General features: G+C 42.9%; 18 protein-coding genes, 1 tRNA gene and 1 pseudogene. 14 read left to right on the forward strand and 6 right to left on the reverse strand.

Annotation, left to right across the window (positions count from 1 at the left end; all coding sequences use genetic code 11):
• From groL to UWK_RS06890, 9 genes are all read left to right on the forward strand, one after another.
• Positions 1–1,662: a chaperonin GroEL gene (gene groL, locus UWK_RS06855; protein WP_015403630.1), complete on the forward strand. Its 1,662-nt coding sequence runs from the start codon at positions 1–3 to the stop codon at positions 1,660–1,662.
• A gap of 152 nt (positions 1,663–1,814) precedes the next feature.
• Positions 1,815–1,891, forward strand: a tRNA-Met gene (locus tag UWK_RS06860).
• Positions 1,892–2,365: 474 nt separating this feature from the next.
• Entirely contained in the window at positions 2,366–3,259 is an 894-nt protein-coding gene (locus tag UWK_RS06865; protein ID WP_041916346.1) for an adenylate/guanylate cyclase domain-containing protein, read from the forward strand.
• A 206-nt stretch (positions 3,260–3,465) separates the two neighbouring features.
• Positions 3,466–3,879: a hypothetical protein gene (locus UWK_RS06870; RefSeq protein ID WP_015403632.1), complete on the forward strand. Its 414-nt coding sequence runs from the start codon at positions 3,466–3,468 to the stop codon at positions 3,877–3,879.
• A 284-nt stretch (positions 3,880–4,163) separates the two neighbouring features.
• On the forward strand, positions 4,164–4,754 hold the full coding sequence (locus UWK_RS06875; protein WP_015403633.1) for a nitroreductase family protein: 591 nt from the start codon (positions 4,164–4,166) through the stop codon (positions 4,752–4,754).
• Positions 4,754–5,005, forward strand: a complete 252-nt coding sequence (locus UWK_RS06880; RefSeq protein ID WP_015403634.1) for a DnaJ family domain-containing protein — start codon at positions 4,754–4,756, stop codon at positions 5,003–5,005. The genes UWK_RS06875 and UWK_RS06880 overlap by 1 nt, the downstream gene beginning before the upstream one ends.
• Before the next feature lie 10 nt (positions 5,006–5,015).
• A complete protein-coding gene (locus UWK_RS18935) occupies positions 5,016–5,216 on the forward strand; it encodes a DUF2905 domain-containing protein (RefSeq protein ID WP_083907232.1) in 201 nt (66 codons plus the stop codon).
• A gap of 179 nt (positions 5,217–5,395) precedes the next feature.
• On the forward strand, positions 5,396–5,566 hold the full coding sequence (locus UWK_RS19310; RefSeq protein WP_153304846.1) for a hypothetical protein: 171 nt from the start codon (positions 5,396–5,398) through the stop codon (positions 5,564–5,566).
• Complete coding sequence (locus UWK_RS06890) at positions 5,559–5,837, forward strand: CopG family antitoxin (protein ID WP_015403636.1); 279 nt, start codon at positions 5,559–5,561, stop codon at positions 5,835–5,837. Before UWK_RS19310 ends, UWK_RS06890 begins: the two co-directional genes overlap by 8 nt.
• A gap of 139 nt (positions 5,838–5,976) precedes the next feature.
• Here the strand turns inward: UWK_RS06890 and UWK_RS06895 are convergent, their stop codons facing one another.
• From UWK_RS06895 to UWK_RS19315, 5 genes are all read right to left on the reverse strand, one after another.
• A complete protein-coding gene (locus UWK_RS06895; RefSeq protein ID WP_015403637.1) occupies positions 5,977–6,840 on the reverse strand; it encodes a hypothetical protein in 864 nt (287 codons plus the stop codon).
• Between the two features lie 5 nt (positions 6,841–6,845).
• A complete protein-coding gene (locus UWK_RS06900; RefSeq protein WP_015403638.1) occupies positions 6,846–7,481 on the reverse strand; it encodes an RluA family pseudouridine synthase in 636 nt (211 codons plus the stop codon).
• Between the two features lie 71 nt (positions 7,482–7,552).
• Complete coding sequence (locus tag UWK_RS06905; protein ID WP_015403639.1) at positions 7,553–9,010, reverse strand: sensor histidine kinase; 1,458 nt, start codon at positions 9,008–9,010, stop codon at positions 7,553–7,555.
• Positions 9,007–9,687 (reverse strand): response regulator transcription factor, encoded by a 681-nt coding sequence (locus UWK_RS06910; protein ID WP_015403640.1) that lies wholly within the window; start codon positions 9,685–9,687, stop codon positions 9,007–9,009. Before UWK_RS06910 ends, UWK_RS06905 begins: the two co-directional genes overlap by 4 nt.
• Before the next feature lie 30 nt (positions 9,688–9,717).
• Positions 9,718–9,903 carry a hypothetical protein gene (locus UWK_RS19315; protein WP_153304847.1) on the reverse strand — a complete coding sequence of 62 codons (186 nt, stop codon included), beginning with the start codon at positions 9,901–9,903 and terminating at the stop codon, positions 9,718–9,720.
• 317 nt (positions 9,904–10,220) lie between these two features.
• On the opposite strand from UWK_RS19315, the gene UWK_RS06920 reads away from it, so the two are divergent.
• From UWK_RS06920 to UWK_RS06935, 4 genes are all read left to right on the forward strand, one after another.
• Positions 10,221–11,915, forward strand: a complete 1,695-nt coding sequence (locus UWK_RS06920) for a phosphoethanolamine transferase (RefSeq protein ID WP_015403641.1) — start codon at positions 10,221–10,223, stop codon at positions 11,913–11,915.
• Between the two features lie 31 nt (positions 11,916–11,946).
• Complete coding sequence (locus tag UWK_RS06925) at positions 11,947–12,660, forward strand: phosphatase PAP2 family protein (protein ID WP_015403642.1); 714 nt, start codon at positions 11,947–11,949, stop codon at positions 12,658–12,660.
• Positions 12,661–12,952: 292 nt separating this feature from the next.
• The gene (locus tag UWK_RS18335; protein WP_015403643.1) at positions 12,953–14,533 is read left to right on the forward strand and encodes a c-type heme family protein; all 1,581 of its coding nucleotides are present in this window, start codon (positions 12,953–12,955) and stop codon (positions 14,531–14,533) included.
• 52 nt (positions 14,534–14,585) lie between these two features.
• Positions 14,586–15,953: a sensor domain-containing diguanylate cyclase gene (locus UWK_RS06935; RefSeq protein WP_015403644.1), complete on the forward strand. Its 1,368-nt coding sequence runs from the start codon at positions 14,586–14,588 to the stop codon at positions 15,951–15,953.
• 116 nt (positions 15,954–16,069) lie between these two features.
• Here UWK_RS06935 and UWK_RS20135 read toward each other — a convergent pair.
• A pseudogene (locus UWK_RS20135) lies at positions 16,070–16,228 on the reverse strand (type II toxin-antitoxin system RelE/ParE family toxin); the annotation flags it as partial.
• A gap of 311 nt (positions 16,229–16,539) precedes the next feature.
• Here UWK_RS20135 and UWK_RS18945 point away from each other — a divergent pair.
• Entirely contained in the window at positions 16,540–19,119 is a 2,580-nt protein-coding gene (locus UWK_RS18945) for a PAS domain S-box protein (RefSeq protein ID WP_015403645.1), read from the forward strand.
• Positions 19,120–19,325: the final 206 nt, after the last annotated feature.

The raw sequence follows: 19,325 nt of genomic DNA on the forward strand, positions 1-19,325 counted from the left end.
ATGGCTGGAAAAGATATTAAATACGGAGTAAAGGCCCGCGAGTCCATTCTCGCTGGTGTTAATACTCTTGCTAATGCAGTAAAAGTAACACTTGGTCCCAAGGGTCGAAATGTTCTGATCGAGAAATCTTTTGGCGCACCAACTATCACCAAAGATGGTGTAACAGTTGCCAAAGAGGTTGAGGTTAAGGATAAGATAGAGAACATGGGCGCACAGATGGTACGCGAAGTCGCTTCAAAGACCTCTGATGTTGCTGGTGATGGTACCACCACAGCGACCGTTCTTGCTCAGGCTATTTACCGTGAAGGCGCAAAGCTTGTTGCAGCCGGTGGCAACCCGATGGAGATCAAGCGTGGAATCGACAAATCCGTTGATGTCGTTGTCGCAGAGCTTAAAAAAATTGCCAAACCTACCAAAGAGCAGTCAGAAATTGCTCAGGTTGGAACCATCTCTGCAAACAGTGATGCCACCATCGGTGCTATCATTGCAGAGGCTATGGACAAAGTTGGTAAAGAGGGTGTTATCACCGTTGAAGAAGCCAAGTCCATGGATACCACTCTCGACGTTGTAGAGGGTATGCAGTTTGATCGCGGTTACCTCTCCCCTTATTTTGTAACCGATGCAGATCGTATGGAAGTAAACATGGAAGATCCTTACTTCCTCCTTGTTGAGAAGAAAGTATCCAACATGAAAGATCTTCTCCCAGTGCTTGAAGCTGTAGCCAAGATGGGCAGAGGACTGTTCATTATCGCAGAAGATGTTGATGGTGAGGCTCTTGCCACACTGGTTGTCAACAAACTTCGAGGCACTCTTAATATTGCTGCTGTTAAGGCTCCTGGCTTTGGCGATCGTAGAAAAGCAATGCTTGAGGATATCGCGATTCTTACTGGTGGCCAGGTTATTACCGAAGATCTCGGAATCAAACTTGAGAACGTAACCATTAACGATCTTGGTACTGCCAAGCGTGTTGTTGTAGACAAAGATAATACCACCATTATTGATGGTGCTGGTGATACAGCTCAGCTTGAAGCTCGCGTTAAACAGATTCGTACTCAGATTGATGCTTCCACTTCAGATTACGATAGTGAGAAACTTCAGGAGCGTCTTGCCAAACTGATCGGTGGTGTTGCTGTGATCAATGTTGGTGCTGCTACTGAGATCGAAATGAAAGAGAAGAAGGCTCGCGTTGAAGATGCATTGAACTCAACCCGCGCTGCAGTTGAAGAAGGTGTTGTTCCCGGTGGTGGAATTGCATATATTCGTTGTCTTGGTGCTCTTGCCGCCTTGAAACTCGAGGGTGAGCAGGACCTTGGTAAGAAAATCCTTCTTCGTGCTCTTGAAGAGCCCGTACGTCAGATTGCTAGCAATGCAGGCTGCGAAGGCTCCGTTGTTGTTGAGCACGTAAAAGGCCTTAAAGGCTCTAACGGTTTCAACGCTGCGACTGAAGAATATGAAGACCTGATCGTTGCCGGGGTTATTGATCCTGCAAAAGTTACCCGTACTGCACTGCAGAACGCCGCCTCTGTTTCAGGAATGCTTCTGACTACAGAATGTGTGATTGCTGAACATCCAGATGAAGATGGTGGAGCCGGCGGAATGGGTATGCCTCCAGGAGGAATGGGCGGAATGGGTGGAATGGGCGGCATGGGCGGAATGATGTAGTTCCCCTCTGTTCAGTCCTTTCTGAACGCTTGAGCAATACAAAGAAGGATCTCCTTTACGAGATCCTTCTTTTTTTTGTTGTCAACTTTTTCATATTGAAAAAAGTTGACAGTGAAAGAGGAATAAGGTAAATATCTTCCTCTTTACATATTGGCGATGTAGCTCAGATGGTTAGAGCATACGGCTCATATCCGTAGTGTCCGGGGTTCAATTCCCTGCATCGCCACCAGAAACACTTGATAACCCGTTAATATTGTCAAATCAATATTAACGGGTTATTTTCGTTTTGGGCTCTTTTTTGCTCTCCACCAAAGAAAGGGGATGTCTTACATCCAGCCACCCAAGATAGATCAAATTTCAAGTTTTTTACCCACCCAGAAGTCTTACTCGTAACCGATACTTTCTAAAATTTCTGAAGCCATATGCCCTGCGTTGAAATCCTTGAAGTAATAGCTGCTATAATACTCAAAATTCAAAAGTAGACTTGTGACCCCTTGGTCAACCCTGGTAGGCTTCTGTAAAGTTAACTGAGGAGCTGATATGTCACCACCAGTATACCATTTCTCTTTTATTTGCCCAGTCTTGAAATTTCACTAGCTGTTTGATATACCAATGTTAGTTGAGTGTTGCAGACGCTTGCTCGTATGTTCCTCTATGTGTATTTTTACAAAAGTCGGAAGCCAATGCAGACAAAAAAAACCTGGTGATTCTCTTTGCTGATATTGTTGGGAGTACCCGTCTTTATGAGAACTTAGGGAATGAAAAAGCACGAGAGCTGACCTCCCATTGTCTTGATCTGGTAAGTGATGTTATTACCGGTAATAAGGGGACTGTGATTAAGACTATTGGTGACGAGGTGATGTGTGTGTTCTCAGCAATAGATAAAGCAGCTGAGACAGCTATTTTGATCCAGGAAAAAGTTTCCGTATCGAATGATTATCTTGATGTGCGTTTGCAGATGAAAGTTGGTTTTCATATGGGGGACGTAATTATAGAAAAAGATGATGTTTTTGGTGATGCCGTTAACGTCGCCGCCCGGATGGTCGCACAGGCAAAAGCAGACCAGATTATTACAACCAGCGAAACTCTGAGAGAACTCCCCCCAGCTTTACGAGCTACCGCACGTCAATTGAAAGAAGTTCATATACATGGAAAGGATAAATGCATTCAGCTCTGTGAATTAACTTGGGGAGAGGTGTCCGATCTGACTGTAGTTGGTCGGTTAAGTGATTTCGGCAATAATTGTGTAACAGAAAGTTGTACAACAATGAATCTATGTTTCCAGGGGGTTGAAATAAAGGTAAGCCAGGAAAATCCACAGGTTACTTTTGGTAGAGGAGATACTAATACGGTGGTTGTTGATGGTCTTATGGTTTCTCGCCGGCATGCCCTTGTTGAGTGGCGTTCCAGTGGAGTTTTTTACCTGGTCGATCAGAGTACAAACGGTATCTATCTACTTGCTGAAGACAAGAAGAAACGTTTTGTTCACAGAGACGAGATACAACTGAAAAATAGTGGTTTTTTTTGGCTCAGTAAAGAAACCTTTCCAGATTCTTTACAGGCCGTTCGATATACTGAAAAAAGGCAATTAAATTGATCTGTAGCTGTTTGTAGATGATGTGGACGGCATCAACATTATTTGCACTATCTGTTAAAAAAATCAGAAAAACACAGAAACACGATACTATTTTCCTGGGATTTTCAAGTCAATATAGCTTCCTCAATCGGAACTGTCGATTCAGTCTTACATTGAATAATAGGGGACCGTACTACGGTTTTTAGTGCAGTGCAGGAGCATTAAACGTGGTGCGTCCCCTATTACTACAAAATTTCGTTAAGGCGGGAGAAATTGCCCGGCTGGCTGTGCTCAACAGCTTAGGAGACCTAGCCGCTACTCATTTCCAAGATGTCTTACCTGGAGCTTTGGAGCACTTTAAGCATGTGATTGTGTTGACTCACATTCCTCCTTTCAAAGAGTCTTGCTGGCATGAAGGGGAAGTCTCAGCTGATGATTGGCTTCCTCACTTTTCATGCAAAGCGGTGGGAGATGTGTTGGTGAAATTTATGGAAGGTTTTCCTGATAAGCAGATGACAGTTCTCTGTGGCCATACCCACAGTAGTGGGGTATGCCAGATTCTAGCAAATTTGCAGGTGAAGACAGGTGGGGCAAAATATGGATCACCAATGATTCAAGAGATTGTGGAGTTGGATAAATAATTGGTGCATGAAGGTCACAAGTTCTTTCCCGGGGTTCAATTGTGTACATCGAAACTAATCGAGTATGAATAACACCAATTTGTATTTCCCCGCTATTCCTAAAAAATAATCTGCAATTCCCTGATGATATCGTGATATAATCAGTAAGGATGAGACTGGAAAGTCGTGAAAAGCTTATCACCGCACAATAGCAATACAGAGGTCTCGTGAGTTTCAACGAATATCTATATGAAAACAATTTGGCCGTCACTACGATCGGCTGAGACACCAGACATGAGCAAAACATGATACAGGATATTATTAGAAAGACCCGTACGGTACGCAAGTTTCAGGGGGAAATAAAAATTTCCCAAGAGATCCTGCTGGATCTGGTTGATCTGGCCCGGCTCGGGGGGTCTGCCAGAAACCGCCAGCCGCTTTGTTATATGTTGATTACTGCCAGCGAGCAGTGCGAAGAAATATTCCCGTTGCTCGGTTGGGCCGGATATCTGAGTGATTGGCCGGGGCCAGAAGCAGGAGAACGACCAGTCGCCTACATACTGTGTTTGCTTGACACCAAGCGATGTGAAGAGCCGGAAAATGAAGTGTATATCGATTTGGGCATTGCCAGCCAGAATATCTTGCTCGGGGCTGCAGAACGGGGGATCTTCGGATGTCGGATCGGGGCTTTCTCAAAAGATGCCATTGGCAGAAGTTTAGATCTGGAAAATCGTTATAAGCCGTTGCTTGTTTTAGCTCTTGGTTACCCGGCGGAAGAAGTGGTTCTGGAAGAAATGGAACACGATGGTGATATTCGCTATTGGCGTGATGGGGATGGTGTACATCACGTACCAAAACGACGGTTGAGCGAAATCGTTTTGGTACCTGGATCCTGATGTTATACCAGGAAACATTTCACAATATTCCTTCAGACAGAAGAATGGCCTACGGGGTTTTGAAACTTGGAGGCTATGTTCCGGAAGAGATTGCTATCCGACGGGAAATTAATCAGATGGAAGATTTTTTGCGTAACGGTAGTGATACCAAGGAACGGGTTGTCCGACTGGAGCGAACGTTTGGCAAGAAACTCCAACTTCGGCCTGAATCGCCCTGCTATGACAATGTTGTTGAGCGATTGCCGAAGTGATTACTGAATTATGGCAAAAACACTGATCATCATTGGTCTTATTTTCGTCTTACTTGGTGTTTGCTGGCCATTATTGCAGAAATTTAATCTGGGTCGGTTACCCGGTGATTTCGTCTTCAAGTCCTGGGGGTTTAAGTTTTACCTGCCTCTGACTTCCTGCATTGTTATTTCTGTGGTGCTGTCAATCTTGCTTTGGATTTTCAGGAAGTAATCTTCAGGGGCTTCCCAGTTGTTTTTACGCTTGGCTACGTGGGGAAATAGTCGGTAAACCAAGGGGTTGTCCATAGCTTTTGCTGCTCGACCTAAGAGAAAGGTCAAAGGCAGACTTGACCCCCTTTTTTCTTTGATGAAGTTGTCCAGGCAATTGCTGATGGCTATGCTGTCAACGATGTGCCACACTGGAATAAGGAAAAATATCCCAATCAGCGAATTCTGACCGTTGTGATCCATAAATATGCCCATTTGGTACCATATGTCATTGACGGTGAGAATTATTTTCTGAAAACTATCATTCCAAGCCGTAAGGAACAGAAACGATTACGAGGTGAGGAAAATGACTAAGAAAAAAGAAAAAAACAAACTTGATGTCTATGAACAGGAAATATTGGACAGATATGAGTCCGGTAAAATGGAGAAAAGTCCTGTTTCCGAGTCGTTGATTACTGCTGCCCTTGCAACAATGCGAAAGAATAAAAATATCAATATCCGTATTTCAGAAAATGACCTTGAATCCATCAAGTTACAGGCCGCAAGGGAGGGGCTGCCTTACCAGACCTTGATAGGAAGCCTGATCCATAAATATGCTACCGGTTCATTAAAGGAAGTACATTAACAAAAAGCAAAATAATAGCTAAAGAAATATCTTACGCTTGGCTAACAGATATCCATCTTCAACTTTTCAACTCGCTAAAGCGCGTAGTGCAAATTAGACGTATCAATTGAAAACGAATTGAAAAGTAATTTTTTATCTCTTATAGGCCGCAGAGCATGTAGCCCAGGATTGGCTGGCATTTGTTTTTGCAGCCAGGATAGAACACTTTGTGGAATCGTGTAGAAGATTTGCTTTCCCTGCCAAAGTAGAATTCAGTCAGTCCGAGAGGCGTAAGCCTTTTTTGGGCGGCGGCGTGGAGGAGTTTTGGGGCGCAGCAGTCGCCGGTGCCGGTCGGGATACCGCGGTCTTCATAAAAGACATTCAGGATGGAACGCTGATTCCCTTTGAAGTTTTGGAGTTGATAGAGATCCAGAAAGACATTCATCATGGATTGGGAATATGTTCTTCGGTTTTTCTTTGCAAGGTCGAGCGCTTTCAAGGCCGCCTTCATCTGCCGGCGCCAGTCTTTTTGTGTCGCACGACCACCAGAACCCATGGCTTCTTCGAATTTGCATCTACAATGGTCTGATTGTTGTTTGCAGGACTCAATATCGGCAGTCATTTGCTCGATCGCCGACTCGATTTTTGCCATAAGCTGTGAGTATCCAGCCAGGTCAAAGGTCGGTGACACCCAGCCCTCTGCCTGCCAGCGTGTATTAAACTGTCCAGAAAATGCTCGAAGCACTACGGTGTTCCCATCACCATCAACACATTCCAAAACCCCAAACATCTGTCCGCCTCTTTTTCCCCAGAGGCAGTCTGTGGAGAATAGTGGCTCCGGATCTGGTCGGTGAAAGTCAATCCGTTTGTTCTCCTCGAGTTCTGCCATCAGCTCAAGCGCATATCTGCGGCTGTTTCCCTCCGTCAGATAATGAACCTCATCGCAATCGGGACAATACCCGTAGCAGGTTGCGTCGTTGGGAAGTGCATCAATCAAATAATTTATATCGGCACTGTTTTTCATGGCAATTAGAAGAGAGGTTCAGAGTAAAATTCGAGTCTCTTACCACTCCTGGGGTGAGCAAAGGAAAGGAAACAGGCATGTAGTTTCAGTAATCCAGGGCCGGTTCCAGTTCCGTAGAGCGGATCGCCGACAATAGGTATTCCGAGACCATGTTCAGAAGCGGCGTGAACCCTCAGCTGATGGGTTCTTCCGGTGAGAGGTGTGAACTCGATTCGTGTTTTACCATCTTGTACCAGAAGCTTTTTCCAGTGGGTAATTCCTATTTTTCCGTGAACCGGATCGTAAATCTGATGCGGTCTATTATCAATGTCGAGGCGGAAAGGAAGTTCGACGACACCTTCACTGCCATCTAATTCGCCATCGAGAATGGCGATATAGCGTTTATGTACCTCGCGCTCCTGAAATTGAATAGAGAGGTTGCGATGTACTTCTTTGGTTCGCGCGACCACCAACAGTCCCGAGGTGTCCATATCGAGGCGGTGGACCGAGGGCTGTTCGATGCAGCCCGGATACAATGCTTTTACCCGCTCGCTGACACAATCCAGGTTTTCCGAACCACGACCGGGAACCGAGAGCAGCCCACTGGACTTTACTACCACGATAAATTCGGGTTCTTCATACATTACCTGCATTGTTTTCATCGATAATTCACCTTTGTACATCCGAAAAAAGAAGAATCATGATTCCCCTGATTTTTCGATAATGCGTTATTCTATAATAACGATCTATCCACTGACGCAAGTGGCATCTGAAGGATGGGTTCAAAAAGAGAAAATCTGCGGGGAAACATCATTCTGACGACGATCCGGTTGACAGGGGCAGCATCATTTCCGATCTCAATCGTACCCTGGTGGAGTTCTACTATCCGTTTAACAATGGTTAAACCAAGCCCAGATCCACCAAGGGCAGTGGACCGTGATTTCTCAACCCGATAAAACTGGCTGAAGAGCTGTTTCAGTGCATCCTCGGGAATCGTTTTGCCCGTGTTTGATAACTCCATTATAATGCTGTTGTCTTTTCGCCGAAGAGAAAAACGAATTTCACCGTTCGTTTCAATGTTATACTTGATGGCGTTGTCAATCAGATTGATCAGAACTCTCCGCATTTTCTCAGTATCCACAGGGAGACGGATAGCATCTTCCATATCCAGTAAAAGGCGTATCCCAGCACTTTGAATGATCTCGTTAAATTCCTTGAAAACCGATCTTGCCAACTCCGTCAAATCAGTGAGTTTCGAATCAAGAGTTTCATTGCGTTCAAGGGCCGACAGATCAAGGAGATTTTTCACCAGTTGATTCATGCGAAGGGTAACACCGGACTGGGCTACCAGTTTCTGTCTGAAACTCTCCGGCAGGTCATTGCGTTGCACTGCCTCGTCAAAAAAGAGCCGCTGTAAGGCAATTGGAGTTTTTAATTCATGGGAAGCATTAGCGATGAACTCTTTCTGTTTCTTGAAAGAGAACTGTAAGCGGTCAAACATCTGATTCAGAGACGAAGAAAGAGCATAAAGTTCATCCTTATTCCTGCCCAGTGGAATCCTTTGATCCAAGGTTTTTTCACTGATTTCCCGAGCCAGGCTATTAATGGCTGAGATTGGCTGGAGAATCTTACCGGCGACAAAATATCCAAACAGAAGCAGAGCCAACGTGAAAAAAACAAGTCCGATTCCAATGGCAATAACCAGTTCGAGGATCTCTTCCCAGAGTTTTTCTATTGGTCTTGCAATCTGAACCAGATAGTTTTCTCCCTCGAAAAGAATAGTGGCGACGCGGACCCGAAAGGTAACCTTATTACTTTCATCCTGTTCAAGGGAGGTTGCTTCCAGCGGAACTGTCGTATGGATATTGTACCGTTTGTCATTTCCCTTCAACGGGATATCCACAAACTGGGTCATGTTGGAGGCGAAGATGCAATTTTGTTTGTGGTCAAAGACCTTGAACCAGTACAGTTTGCCCAGTGAAAGCAGCATGCTTGTATCTGATGGGGCCGTCAGGCTGCCGTTTTGGGGAGAGAGGCCGGCAAGAATGGTATGCGCTTGGCTGTCCAGCTCTTTATCCAATAGTTCAAAAGGCTGTTCAGTCAGTTCGTAGGAGATGACAATGGAAAAAAGGAGTGCAGCGAGCAGCCCGGCACCTGTTATCCAGAGGGTGATCTTGTTGCGGATTTTCACTTGTCGTCATCCTTGATTATATAGCCAACACCCCGAACGGTACGAATAATCTGCCCCTTAGAATCATCAATTTTTTTTCGTAGATTTTTGATATGTACATCTATAGAATTGGACATGGTCCAGGGATCAAATTCATCTCCCCAGACATGTTCAGCGATGCTTACGCGTGATATCGCCCTGTTTATATTGTACATCAAGAACTCAAGAATTGAGAATTCTTTTAGCGTCAGTTCAATCAGTTGCCCGTCCTTATGGACCTCTCTTTTAGCAGGGTCCAGGGTGATAGTATTAACCTCCAGGACTGGTGAGACAAGCTCGTTGCTGCGTCGTAACAGAGCACGCATCCTTGCCAGGAGTTCTTCCATGGAAAAGGGCTTGGCCAGGTAGTCATCCGCCCCCATATCCAACCCTTTGATCTTATCCTCGATCGCTCCTTTGGCCGTCAACATCAGGACCGGAGTGGAGTTCTTTTCGTCACGGAGCTCGAAGAGTACTCCAAAGCCGTCCCTTTTGGGGAGCATTATATCCAGTAAGATAAGGTCATAGGGCTCAACATATATTTTTTCCAGGGCCTCCTCTCCGTCAAATGCCGTATCAACGGTGTATTTCTGCTGGGTCAGGGCGAGCCGGATCTGTTCAACCAGGTTCTCTTCGTCGTCAACAATGAGAATTCTCATGTTTTTCCTTCAGGCGGTTTGCATTATGAGCTAATTCCAGCGAGCGCGATTCATCACTTTTGTGAGTGGATCAGGAGCATACAATAAAATCGCACCGTATTCTAGCACCCTTTTATGAGGAAACGGTGAAGACTGCAGGGATACCATTGCCTGATTATCATCAAAACTCAGCTTTGCAACCCGGATCTGTTCCGTATCGATTATATGGGACGCCATAAACCCATCCCTGGGGGCTCTGCTGCGGCCGTCCAGGCTGCAGATGCCCATATACTCAACATGAAACAACTCCTCCTCAGACGGGTAGGCTGAGGATTAGTGGTAATCAGGTACCATTTTGTTGCTCTAACCGGTGGACATCTTCATCTGTTCTTCATCTTCCCCTGTTATAAAGCTATTTATTAATTTCCGCGAAGGATGCCAGTAGTAATGATTGGTTGTCATTCCTTTCCATTTACCTCAGCTTGGCGGGGCGCAGAAACTGGCATTAAGGATAGGGGGCAATAGTGTACAACAATATTTCGGTGAACAGAGGAATGCGAGTATTCAAAGGAGTGTTTGGCATCTATTCCGGGAAAAAAGAGGTCAGCGCGACAAAACTTATTATTTCCACGGCCCTGTTTTTTGTGCTCTTCGGCAATATTGCTTTTTTTCAACACGTTTTCAGTATTTACCCGATCTCTTTTCAGAATATTGGCTTTCTTGGCTCCTTGGCTGTAGGTCTCACAGCCATATTGACTCTTTTTCTTACTCTGATAACGTCAAGATATACCATAAAACCTACACTGGTGATTCTGCTGATCATTTCCTCCTTTACTGCCTACTTTATGGATAATTATAATGTGGTCATAGATGACATTATGATCCAGAGTATATTGGAGACGGACTTATCAGAAACATCCGATCTGGCAAGCTGGAGAGTTCTCTCTTATCTCCTCCTCCTTGGTGTGCTCCCCAGCCTGCTTGTTCAACGAGTGAAACTTGTTTCTCTTCCATTGAAAAAAACTGTTCTGTACAAGGCAAGAGATTGTGTTGTTTCCATACTGATATTAACTGTCATGATCTTCAGTTTCAGTAAGTTTTACACCTCATTTTTCAGGGAACATAAACCGCTTCGCTATTATACCAATCCCTCCTATTACCTCTATTCCATAGGAAAATACGCTGCAGACATTCTTAGCCCCCAGGAAACTGGCGTGATGCCATTGGGGAAGGATGCCCAAGTTGTTAAGAGGCATGGTGAAGAACGCAACGACCGTAAAGAACTTGTGATTTTGGTGGTAGGGGAAGCCGTAAGGGCTGATCACTTCTCCTTAAACGGCTATGAAAGAGAGACGAATCCACTGCTGGCACAGGAAAAAATAGTGAATTTCAGTGAAATGTATTCCTGTGGAACATCAACTGCATACTCTGTTCCCTGTATGTTTTCTCATTACAACAGGAAGGACTATTCTCCCAGGAAAGGGAGGACAAATGAAAATATTCTCGATGTGTTGAACCACACAGATGCCATCGATGTTTTATGGAGAGACAATAATTCCGATTCGAAGGGTGTTGCTTTGCGGGTTCCCTATGAAGATTATTCAAAACCTGAAAACAACTCTGTCTGTTCAGATGGTGAGTGCAGAGACGAAGGAATGCTGGCCGGCCTTGATCATTACATAGACCAGCATCCTGGAAGAGACATTTTAATCGTGCTTCATCAAATGGGAAATCATGGGCCAGCCTATTACAAAAGGTATCCGGAAGAATTTGAGAAGTTCCAACCGGTCTGCAGGACAAACCAGCTGGAAGAATGCACGCAGCAGGAAATCGTCAACGCCTATGATAATACACTGTTGTACACAGACTATTTTCTGTCCAAGGTGATTGGGTTATTAAAAGGATATGACAAAAGTCATAATACTGCCATGCTTTATTTTAGTGATCATGGCGAGAGTCTTGGGGAAAAGGGGTTATATTTACACGGTATGCCATATGCTGTTGCGCCGGAAGCTCAGACTCACATTGGTTCTTTAATGTGGTTTGGAGATGAGATTCGGGAGAAGATTGATGTGGAGAAGGTCAAAAAACACAAGGATCAACGATACAGTCATGACAATCTGTTTCACACCCTGCTCGGTATCTTCGAGGTCGAGACGGGGGTGTACAATAACGAGCTGGATATTTTGTATAACCCAAGTTTTGGACTTGATTTGATTGGCGGTAATATCAGGACTATGTCGAAATAACCGTTGGCTGGTCTGGAGTAAATCAACAGCAATGTCCACAAGTGCTATCAACAAACAGACCTTTCCGTTTATACTCTTTCTTCCCTTTCTTCTCGTCGCACTTAGTGTTGCGTTTGAATATAGCGGTCTGGATCTCTGGTGGGTATCCCTGTTTTTTGATTCAGACAAGCAACTCTGGCCTTATCGTAATCATTGGTTATTTGAAGATATTCTCCACTCTGGAGGACAATTGTTTGATAAGGTTTTTGCCCTTATCTGGTTGCTTTCCTTTATTGGTATCAATTTCAAAAAAGAGCTCGTCCAGTATCGAAAGATACTTTTATATTTTCTTCTTGCCAGTGCCGCTGCTCCAGCTCTTGTCGGTATAGGCAAAAACATGACCCATATTTATTCTCCCTGGGATCTGCAGGTATTTAACGGTGTCCTCCCCTATATCAGGTTGTTTGATCCTGTGCCAGCTGGTGCCCCGATCGGGAATGCTTTTCCGGCTGGGCACGCATCCGGTGGCTACTGCTTTCTCAGTTTGTATTTCGTATTTCTCAGATATCGCTCTCCTTACAGGATCTATGGACTCGTGTTTTCTTTGGTCATAGGGCTAGCCTTTGGTATAGCCCAGCAAGTCAGAGGTGCCCATTTCCCAAGTCATGATATGGTGACTATCTTGATCTGCTGGCATACATCCCTTGCTCTTTATCTTCTTTTCTATCCAGACGAATGGCGGTTTCTCTCAAGCCGCTGCCCCTGAGAGATCTCAGGTATCCAACTACCCACCTGCCATTTTGTTCCATATCGCTTCCTGTAGTGTGAAAAACGGTGCTTGGGAACATTTCTTATGTTAGTAATACGCTCATTAGCAGTGCGCCGCAACTGTAAGTATAGGCAACTGTCATAGCCATGAATGTCAAACTAAAAGGTATCAAAGAAAATAGTACCAGTATTTATATGGAAGCACTTAATAAGCTGTTTTCTCGCCAAGTTTTCTGTTGGCATTTGTCCCCCCCCCCCTCACTTCCCATAATCGTATTTAAGGCCTGTGTATGAAAAAGAAACAAGGTAGTAACAAGCATAAAATCAGCCTCAGCATATGTCTTAATCTCAGCATTGCTGTCGTCATGATTCTTGTTTCAATCTTTATTTTCATGATCGACAAAGCACATATGAAGAAACAGGCATTGATAGAAGCCCAGGAAAAGGCAAAAATCATCCTAGATAGAAATCTTGCGACTCATACATTTTTTGCAAAACAACTTAAACCAGCGGTTTTTAAACTTTCTGATCCGTATCGTCCTGAGGATTACTTTGAGCCAAGCTGGATGTCGTCAACCTATGCAGTCCGTGAAATAGATAAATATTTTAAATTATTAGGCTCGAAGGATTTCTATTATAAGGAGTGTGCTATCAATGCGCGTAGTCCTGAAAATGAAGCCGATGCTTTTGAGAGATCTTTTTTACAGGATCTCAACACAGATCCCCTGTTAAAAGAACGTACACTTATTCGCGAGGTAGACGGCCAATATTATTTTATGATTCTTAAACGTGGTGAAGTAATGGTGCAATCCTGTCTTCGTTGCCACACTATTCCTGAAAATGCCCCTAAAGGCTTAAGTGACATGTATGGCCCCGAGCGCAGTTTCGGGCGAAAGGTGGATGACGTTGTATCTGCAATTTCAATCAAGATCCCACTTTCTAAAGCCTATGCGAACGCTGATAAGTACTCTAGGAAAACTTTGATTGTTTTGGCACTTTCCTTCTGTTTCTTGATGGTTGTTCAATTTCTTATTTTTAGATTTTTTATGGTTGAGCCGCTTAGTCGGATAAGGAAGAAAGCAATTCAGATTATTGAAAACGATGAACATTTAGGTGAAGAAGTACCGGTACCATTTACTCATGATTTAGGTGAAATGGCGACTGCTTTTAACCAGATGTCGAAGAAATTACGAAGACACGTTGATAATCTTGAACAGATCGTTACTGAACGTACTTCAGAGCTTAATGCATCTAACGAGCAGTATAAATCGCTCTTTAATGGAATGATTAATGGCTTTGCCCTGCATGAGATTATTTTTGACAATAACAATCGGCCAATTGATTATAAGTTTTTGGCTGTTAACCCGGCATTTGAAAGAATAACAGGTCTGAAAGCAAAAGATGTAATAGGTGGAACTGTGTTGGGAATTCTTCCCGGTACTGAGAAGTCTTGGATTGACAAGTATGGCAAGGTTGTCCTGTCCGGAGATTCAGTTTGTTTCGAAAATTATAGTGTGGAATTGGACAAATATTTTTATATTTCAGCTTATCGGCCAGCAAAAAATCACTTTGCCTGTATTTTTGAGGATATCACTGAAAAAAAGAAGGTAGAAATAGAAAGAGAAAAACTGGTCGTTGCGCTTCAAAAATCACTTGATGAGATTAAAACCTTACGGGGGATTATTCCCATTTGCTCCACATGTCATAAAATAAGAAATGATGAAGGTTTCTGGCAGCAGGTCGATCAATATATTTCTGAACATTCTAAGGCAGTATTCAGCCACGGGATGTGTATGGAATGTTCGGATAAGTTGTATAGCGGACAGGATTGGTATGATGAAGGTAAAAAAGACGGAACAATAGAAGAATGAGATGGAATTTCTCTTCGAGAAATATTCGGAATTTTGGAGCTGATTGAGGGACATGATAGACACGTTTGTACAATATATAAATGACCATGAAGATTGGCTCATGGGGAGAATTCTGAAGTATGCTCAACAAAGAGATTACACAAAGTATACTTCCACTTTGAAAGAGGCTTGGCGTTTATCCATTTCAGGGTTGTCAAAATCCCTTGTTGAGTTGATTGAAGTAAGAGGAGACGATATTGAGCTGGGTCCCAAAGAAGATTACACCAGAGATCCAGCGACACAGTTTGGCATCATAGAAGCCAGGCGCCACAGGGAGCGAGGGATCAGTCTTGAGATGTTTCTTGGGCTGATGAAATATTACCATCAGTCCTATCAGGATTTAATCAAAGAATCACAGTTTACTACATCAGAAAAACAATATTTTGTCAATTTAATCAACAGGTTCTTTGATCGTGTGGAGATTTCTTTTTGTACAGCCTGGGCTTCTTCAGAACAAGACCAGTTGGTTGATGAGTTACAAGATCGAAACCGGCAGATGACAAACGAAAAGAACAAATATCTCACTATTTTCGAAAGTTTATCCGAGCCTGTTTTTATTGTTTCCCCTGATGGGAATATCGAAAATATGAACCTGGCCGCTTCCAGGATGTTTAATATTAATTCAGTTTCTGGATCAGGATACTATACAGATAATGAGGAAAAGCTAGTATTTGCAGAAGAGTTTCCCTGGTTGGCAGAGAGCTATGCTGCTTTTGTTTGGGGTAAAGAACAAAAGCAGCAGGGGGAAAGGACTCTTAATGTTAACGAACAGTATTTTCATATTTCCTTTTCCAGGTCTTTGGACATATCCGGAAAATTTTCTGAAATAATAGTGATAATTGCCGACATTACCAAGCGAAAAAAGCTGGAAAATGATCTAGAAAAACTCGCGACCACAGATCCATTGACGGGTGCAAAGAATAGGCGGGCATTCCTGCAGCTTTTTGAGCAGGAGCTAGACAGGAGTCAACGATATGATCATAAATTTTCTCTTCTAATGCTGGATATTGACCACTTCAAAAACATTAATGATACCCATGGGCACGATTCTGGTGATAAAGTTTTAAAGCTTCTGGTTGCAGAAATTTATGGGATCCTGAGAGCGACCGACATGTTTGGCAGGTGGGGAGGAGAAGAATTTATTATTCTACTGCCAGAATCAAACATTCATCAGGCCTCAACCGTAGCCGAGAGACTGCGAGGGAATTTATCGAAGATAGAAGTCAGCACCGACGATGGTGCGCTTATAAAATTTACTGTTAGCATTGGAATGACAGTTGTTGAGAATAACGATGTTTTGCTTGATGGTATAATAAAAAAAGCAGATCAAGCACTTTATCTGGCAAAAGATCAAGGCCGTAACAGGGTCGTAATACTGTGAACATTTGACCTTAATCGTTTAGCAGGCTTGTCATTGTCATAAGTTTCTTGGCTTTCAAGATAACAATCAGCATATATTTCTACTGTCTTATGTGATTGACTTTGCCGCTGGTATTTTCTTTCCCTCCTTGTGTGCCAAAGTGGCAATAGATAAATGATATTAGCTTTGATTTCGTAGCGTATTTCGTATTGTTTAACGATAAGACGTCTTACATCTCGAGGTTTGAACTGGAACAATTGCTCACCAATACGTGGATTATCTGAAAGAAGCGTCGGGTGTCATTTTATCCCTCCAATCATTATGATTATCCGTGAATAAATCCAGAATCTTTTTTCTGTCACATAATGTTAGCTGGGAGGACAATTTTTTGCGTTAATGTCAGAAACGATCAGAAAACGTCTCAAGCCTTCAGATTTTGCCCAGGGTTGAAGTTGGCAGTGTGGATTTTATCTGTAATCATATCAGGCGAGAGTAACAAATTTGAGAGTTTTTGCTTAACCAACATAAGGATTTCTTCAAAATCTATCCTTTATTTTTCCCTAAGATTTTCTTGACTTGATTTAATATTTCATGAGATCATCAGTCTATGATTATAGAATTGATAAAGCCCCTTTCTCTGCTTTTGTCTTTAGCACTGTTATTGGCATTTGTTTTTTATTTTTTTCAAAGACAGAGTGTCACTGCAAAGATTCTGTCTGGCATCCTTTACGGTACTATGGCCGTACTGGCAATGAATATGCCGTTCAAATTTACCCCTGGAGTAATTTTTGATTCCCGCTCGGTCATTGTCAGTTTAGGTGGTTTTTTTGGAGGACCAATAGCCGCCATCGTAACAGCAGTAATTGCTGCACCGTATCGATATTTTCTTGGTGGGTCTGGAGCCCTTGCCGGAGCTTTAGTTGTGGTTCTCTGTGCAGCATCCGGCATATGTTGGCACTCTCTGCAACACCGTTACAATTTTAAAACCAGAGTATGGCATCTTTTTGTTTTTGGGCTTCTCAGTCATTTTGTAGCAATGTTTGGAATGTTAGCTCTGCCAAGTGATTTGATCTGGGACGTTACAAAGAATCTAGCAATGCCGTTTTTTTTTATATACCCGGCAGTAACGGTGGTATTGGGGATCATTATTCAAAGCATCTATCTCTTTTTTGAAAGAGATGAAGAGTTAGTGAAAACCCAAAAAAAATTAGAGAAGCAAAGTGATGTTCTCCAAGAAAGAGTTGATGAACTCATTCGTGCGGAGAAGCAGATAGGTGAGGATAAAGTAAAATTACGGCGATTTGAAAGCATTGTTGCCAATTCGAGTGACTTTATGGCCCTCGTCGACAAAAATTTTATTTATCTAGCCGTTAATGATACCTATGCCAGGAGTTCTGGTAAATCAAAAGATGAGTTGGTTGGAGTAAGGGTCGAGGATGTTTTTGGTACTAAGATTTTTCAAACCGTTATTAAGCCACATGCTGAAAAATGCCTATCAGGTGAAGCAGTGTATTATGAAGGATGGTTTGAGTTTGAAAACTTTGGCAGGAGGTACATTGGTGTTGCCTATAACCCATATATGGGGGAAGAGGGGGAAATAGAAGGTTTTACTGTTGTTTCGAGAGATATTACTCAGAGAAAGGAGGTTGAAGATGCTTTATTGGCAAGTGAGAAACGCTTTCAAGATCTTGTCGAGAACTCAACAGACTGGATTTGGGAATTTGATGAAAATGAAATTTTCACCTATACGAGTCCACGTATCAAAGACCTTTTAGGATATACGCCTGAAGAAATTCTAGGGCAATCTGCTTTTTATCCCATGTCTTCTCAAGAAAGTGAAAGAGTTTTCAATGAATTCATTACGTTTAAAAAGGCAAGAAAGCCATTTTTCTCTCTAATAAATATTAACCAACATAAAAATGGTGAAAAAGTTATTTTGGAATCAAGTGGTGTGCCGTTTTTTGACAATACAGGAGCGTTTCGTGGATATCGAGGTATAGATCGAGATATTACAGAGAGAACAAATTTGGAGGAACAAATCCGCCAATCCCATAAAATGGAAGCCATCGGAACGCTTGCTGGTGGCATTGCACATGATTTTAATAATATTTTGTCAGCAATTCTGGGATATGCAGAAATGGCTATGTATGACCTACCTGATTCTAGTCCTGCAAAGGATCAGATTGCTGAAGTTTTAAAGGCTGGTAACCGTGCTAAAGATCTTGTAAAACATATTTTATCATTTAGTCGCAAGGAATCTATGGAGCGATCTCCTGTAGAAATTCATCTTATAGTAAAAGAGGTTATTAAACTTCTCCGATCAACAATCCCTACTACCATCGAAATTAAACATCATATTGATCCTCACTGCGGAAACATTCTGGCGGAGCCAAATCAAATCCACCAAGTTCTGCTGAATCTCTGTACCAATGCCTCCCAATCTATGGCTGAGAAGGGTGGTGTCTTAGAGGTCGGGCTGATTTCTTCTCAGCTTAGTGTGAATGATCTGCCAGCAGAGTCACACCTGAAACCTGGTTACTATGTGCAGCTTTCAGTCAAGGATAATGGCATAGGTATTGAGCAAAAATATCTTGAGAAAATTTTCGATCCATACTTCACGACTAAAGAGGTTGGTAAAGGGTCCGGTATGGGGTTAGCCGTAGTAATGGGAATTGTTAAGAGCCATGATGGAATGATTACGGTTGACAGCAAACTTGGTGAAGGAACGATTTTTAATGTGTATTTCCCGAAAATTGAAGAACAAGTTCAGGGAGAAATTGAAGATGACGTCCCCATTCCTACTGGTTCAGAAACAATTCTTGTTGTAGATGATGAGGAAAGCATTGCTGACTTGACTAAACAGAGGGCCGAATATCTTGGCTATCGTGTATTTGCTAAAAAAAGCAGCGTGGAAGCTCTTGAATTGTTTCGCTCTCAACCCGATGCATTCGATATCGTTATTACCGATCAGACAATGCCCGTCCTGACGGGGGAACATTTGGCACAAAGAATAAAGGAGATTAGAATGGATATCCCGATTGTTCTCTGTACCGGGTACAGTCCAGAAATAGATACGGAACAAGCCAAATTGGCTGGTATCAGTGCCTTCCTTATGAAGCCAGTTGATATGAGGGAATTTGCCCAAACGATCAGACAAGTGTTGGATAAAGATATTTCAAGCACCTGAAGAGGTATGATCAAACCCGTGATAATAGGCGACGCATCACGGTTTTCCACTGTTTGGCTATGGAAACTATTAGTGGAAATCATTACACACACTATATAATCTCCATGGAACAAGACACTCAGAGTCTTGCTATGTAATTAAAAAAATCATTAAAATTAGATTTTCAGAATACCAATTCGTTCAGATTGCCAAACCGAATCTCTCTG

Source organism: Desulfocapsa sulfexigens DSM 10523, assembly GCF_000341395.1.
Lineage (GTDB): Bacteria > Desulfobacterota > Desulfobulbia > Desulfobulbales > Desulfocapsaceae > Desulfocapsa > Desulfocapsa sulfexigens.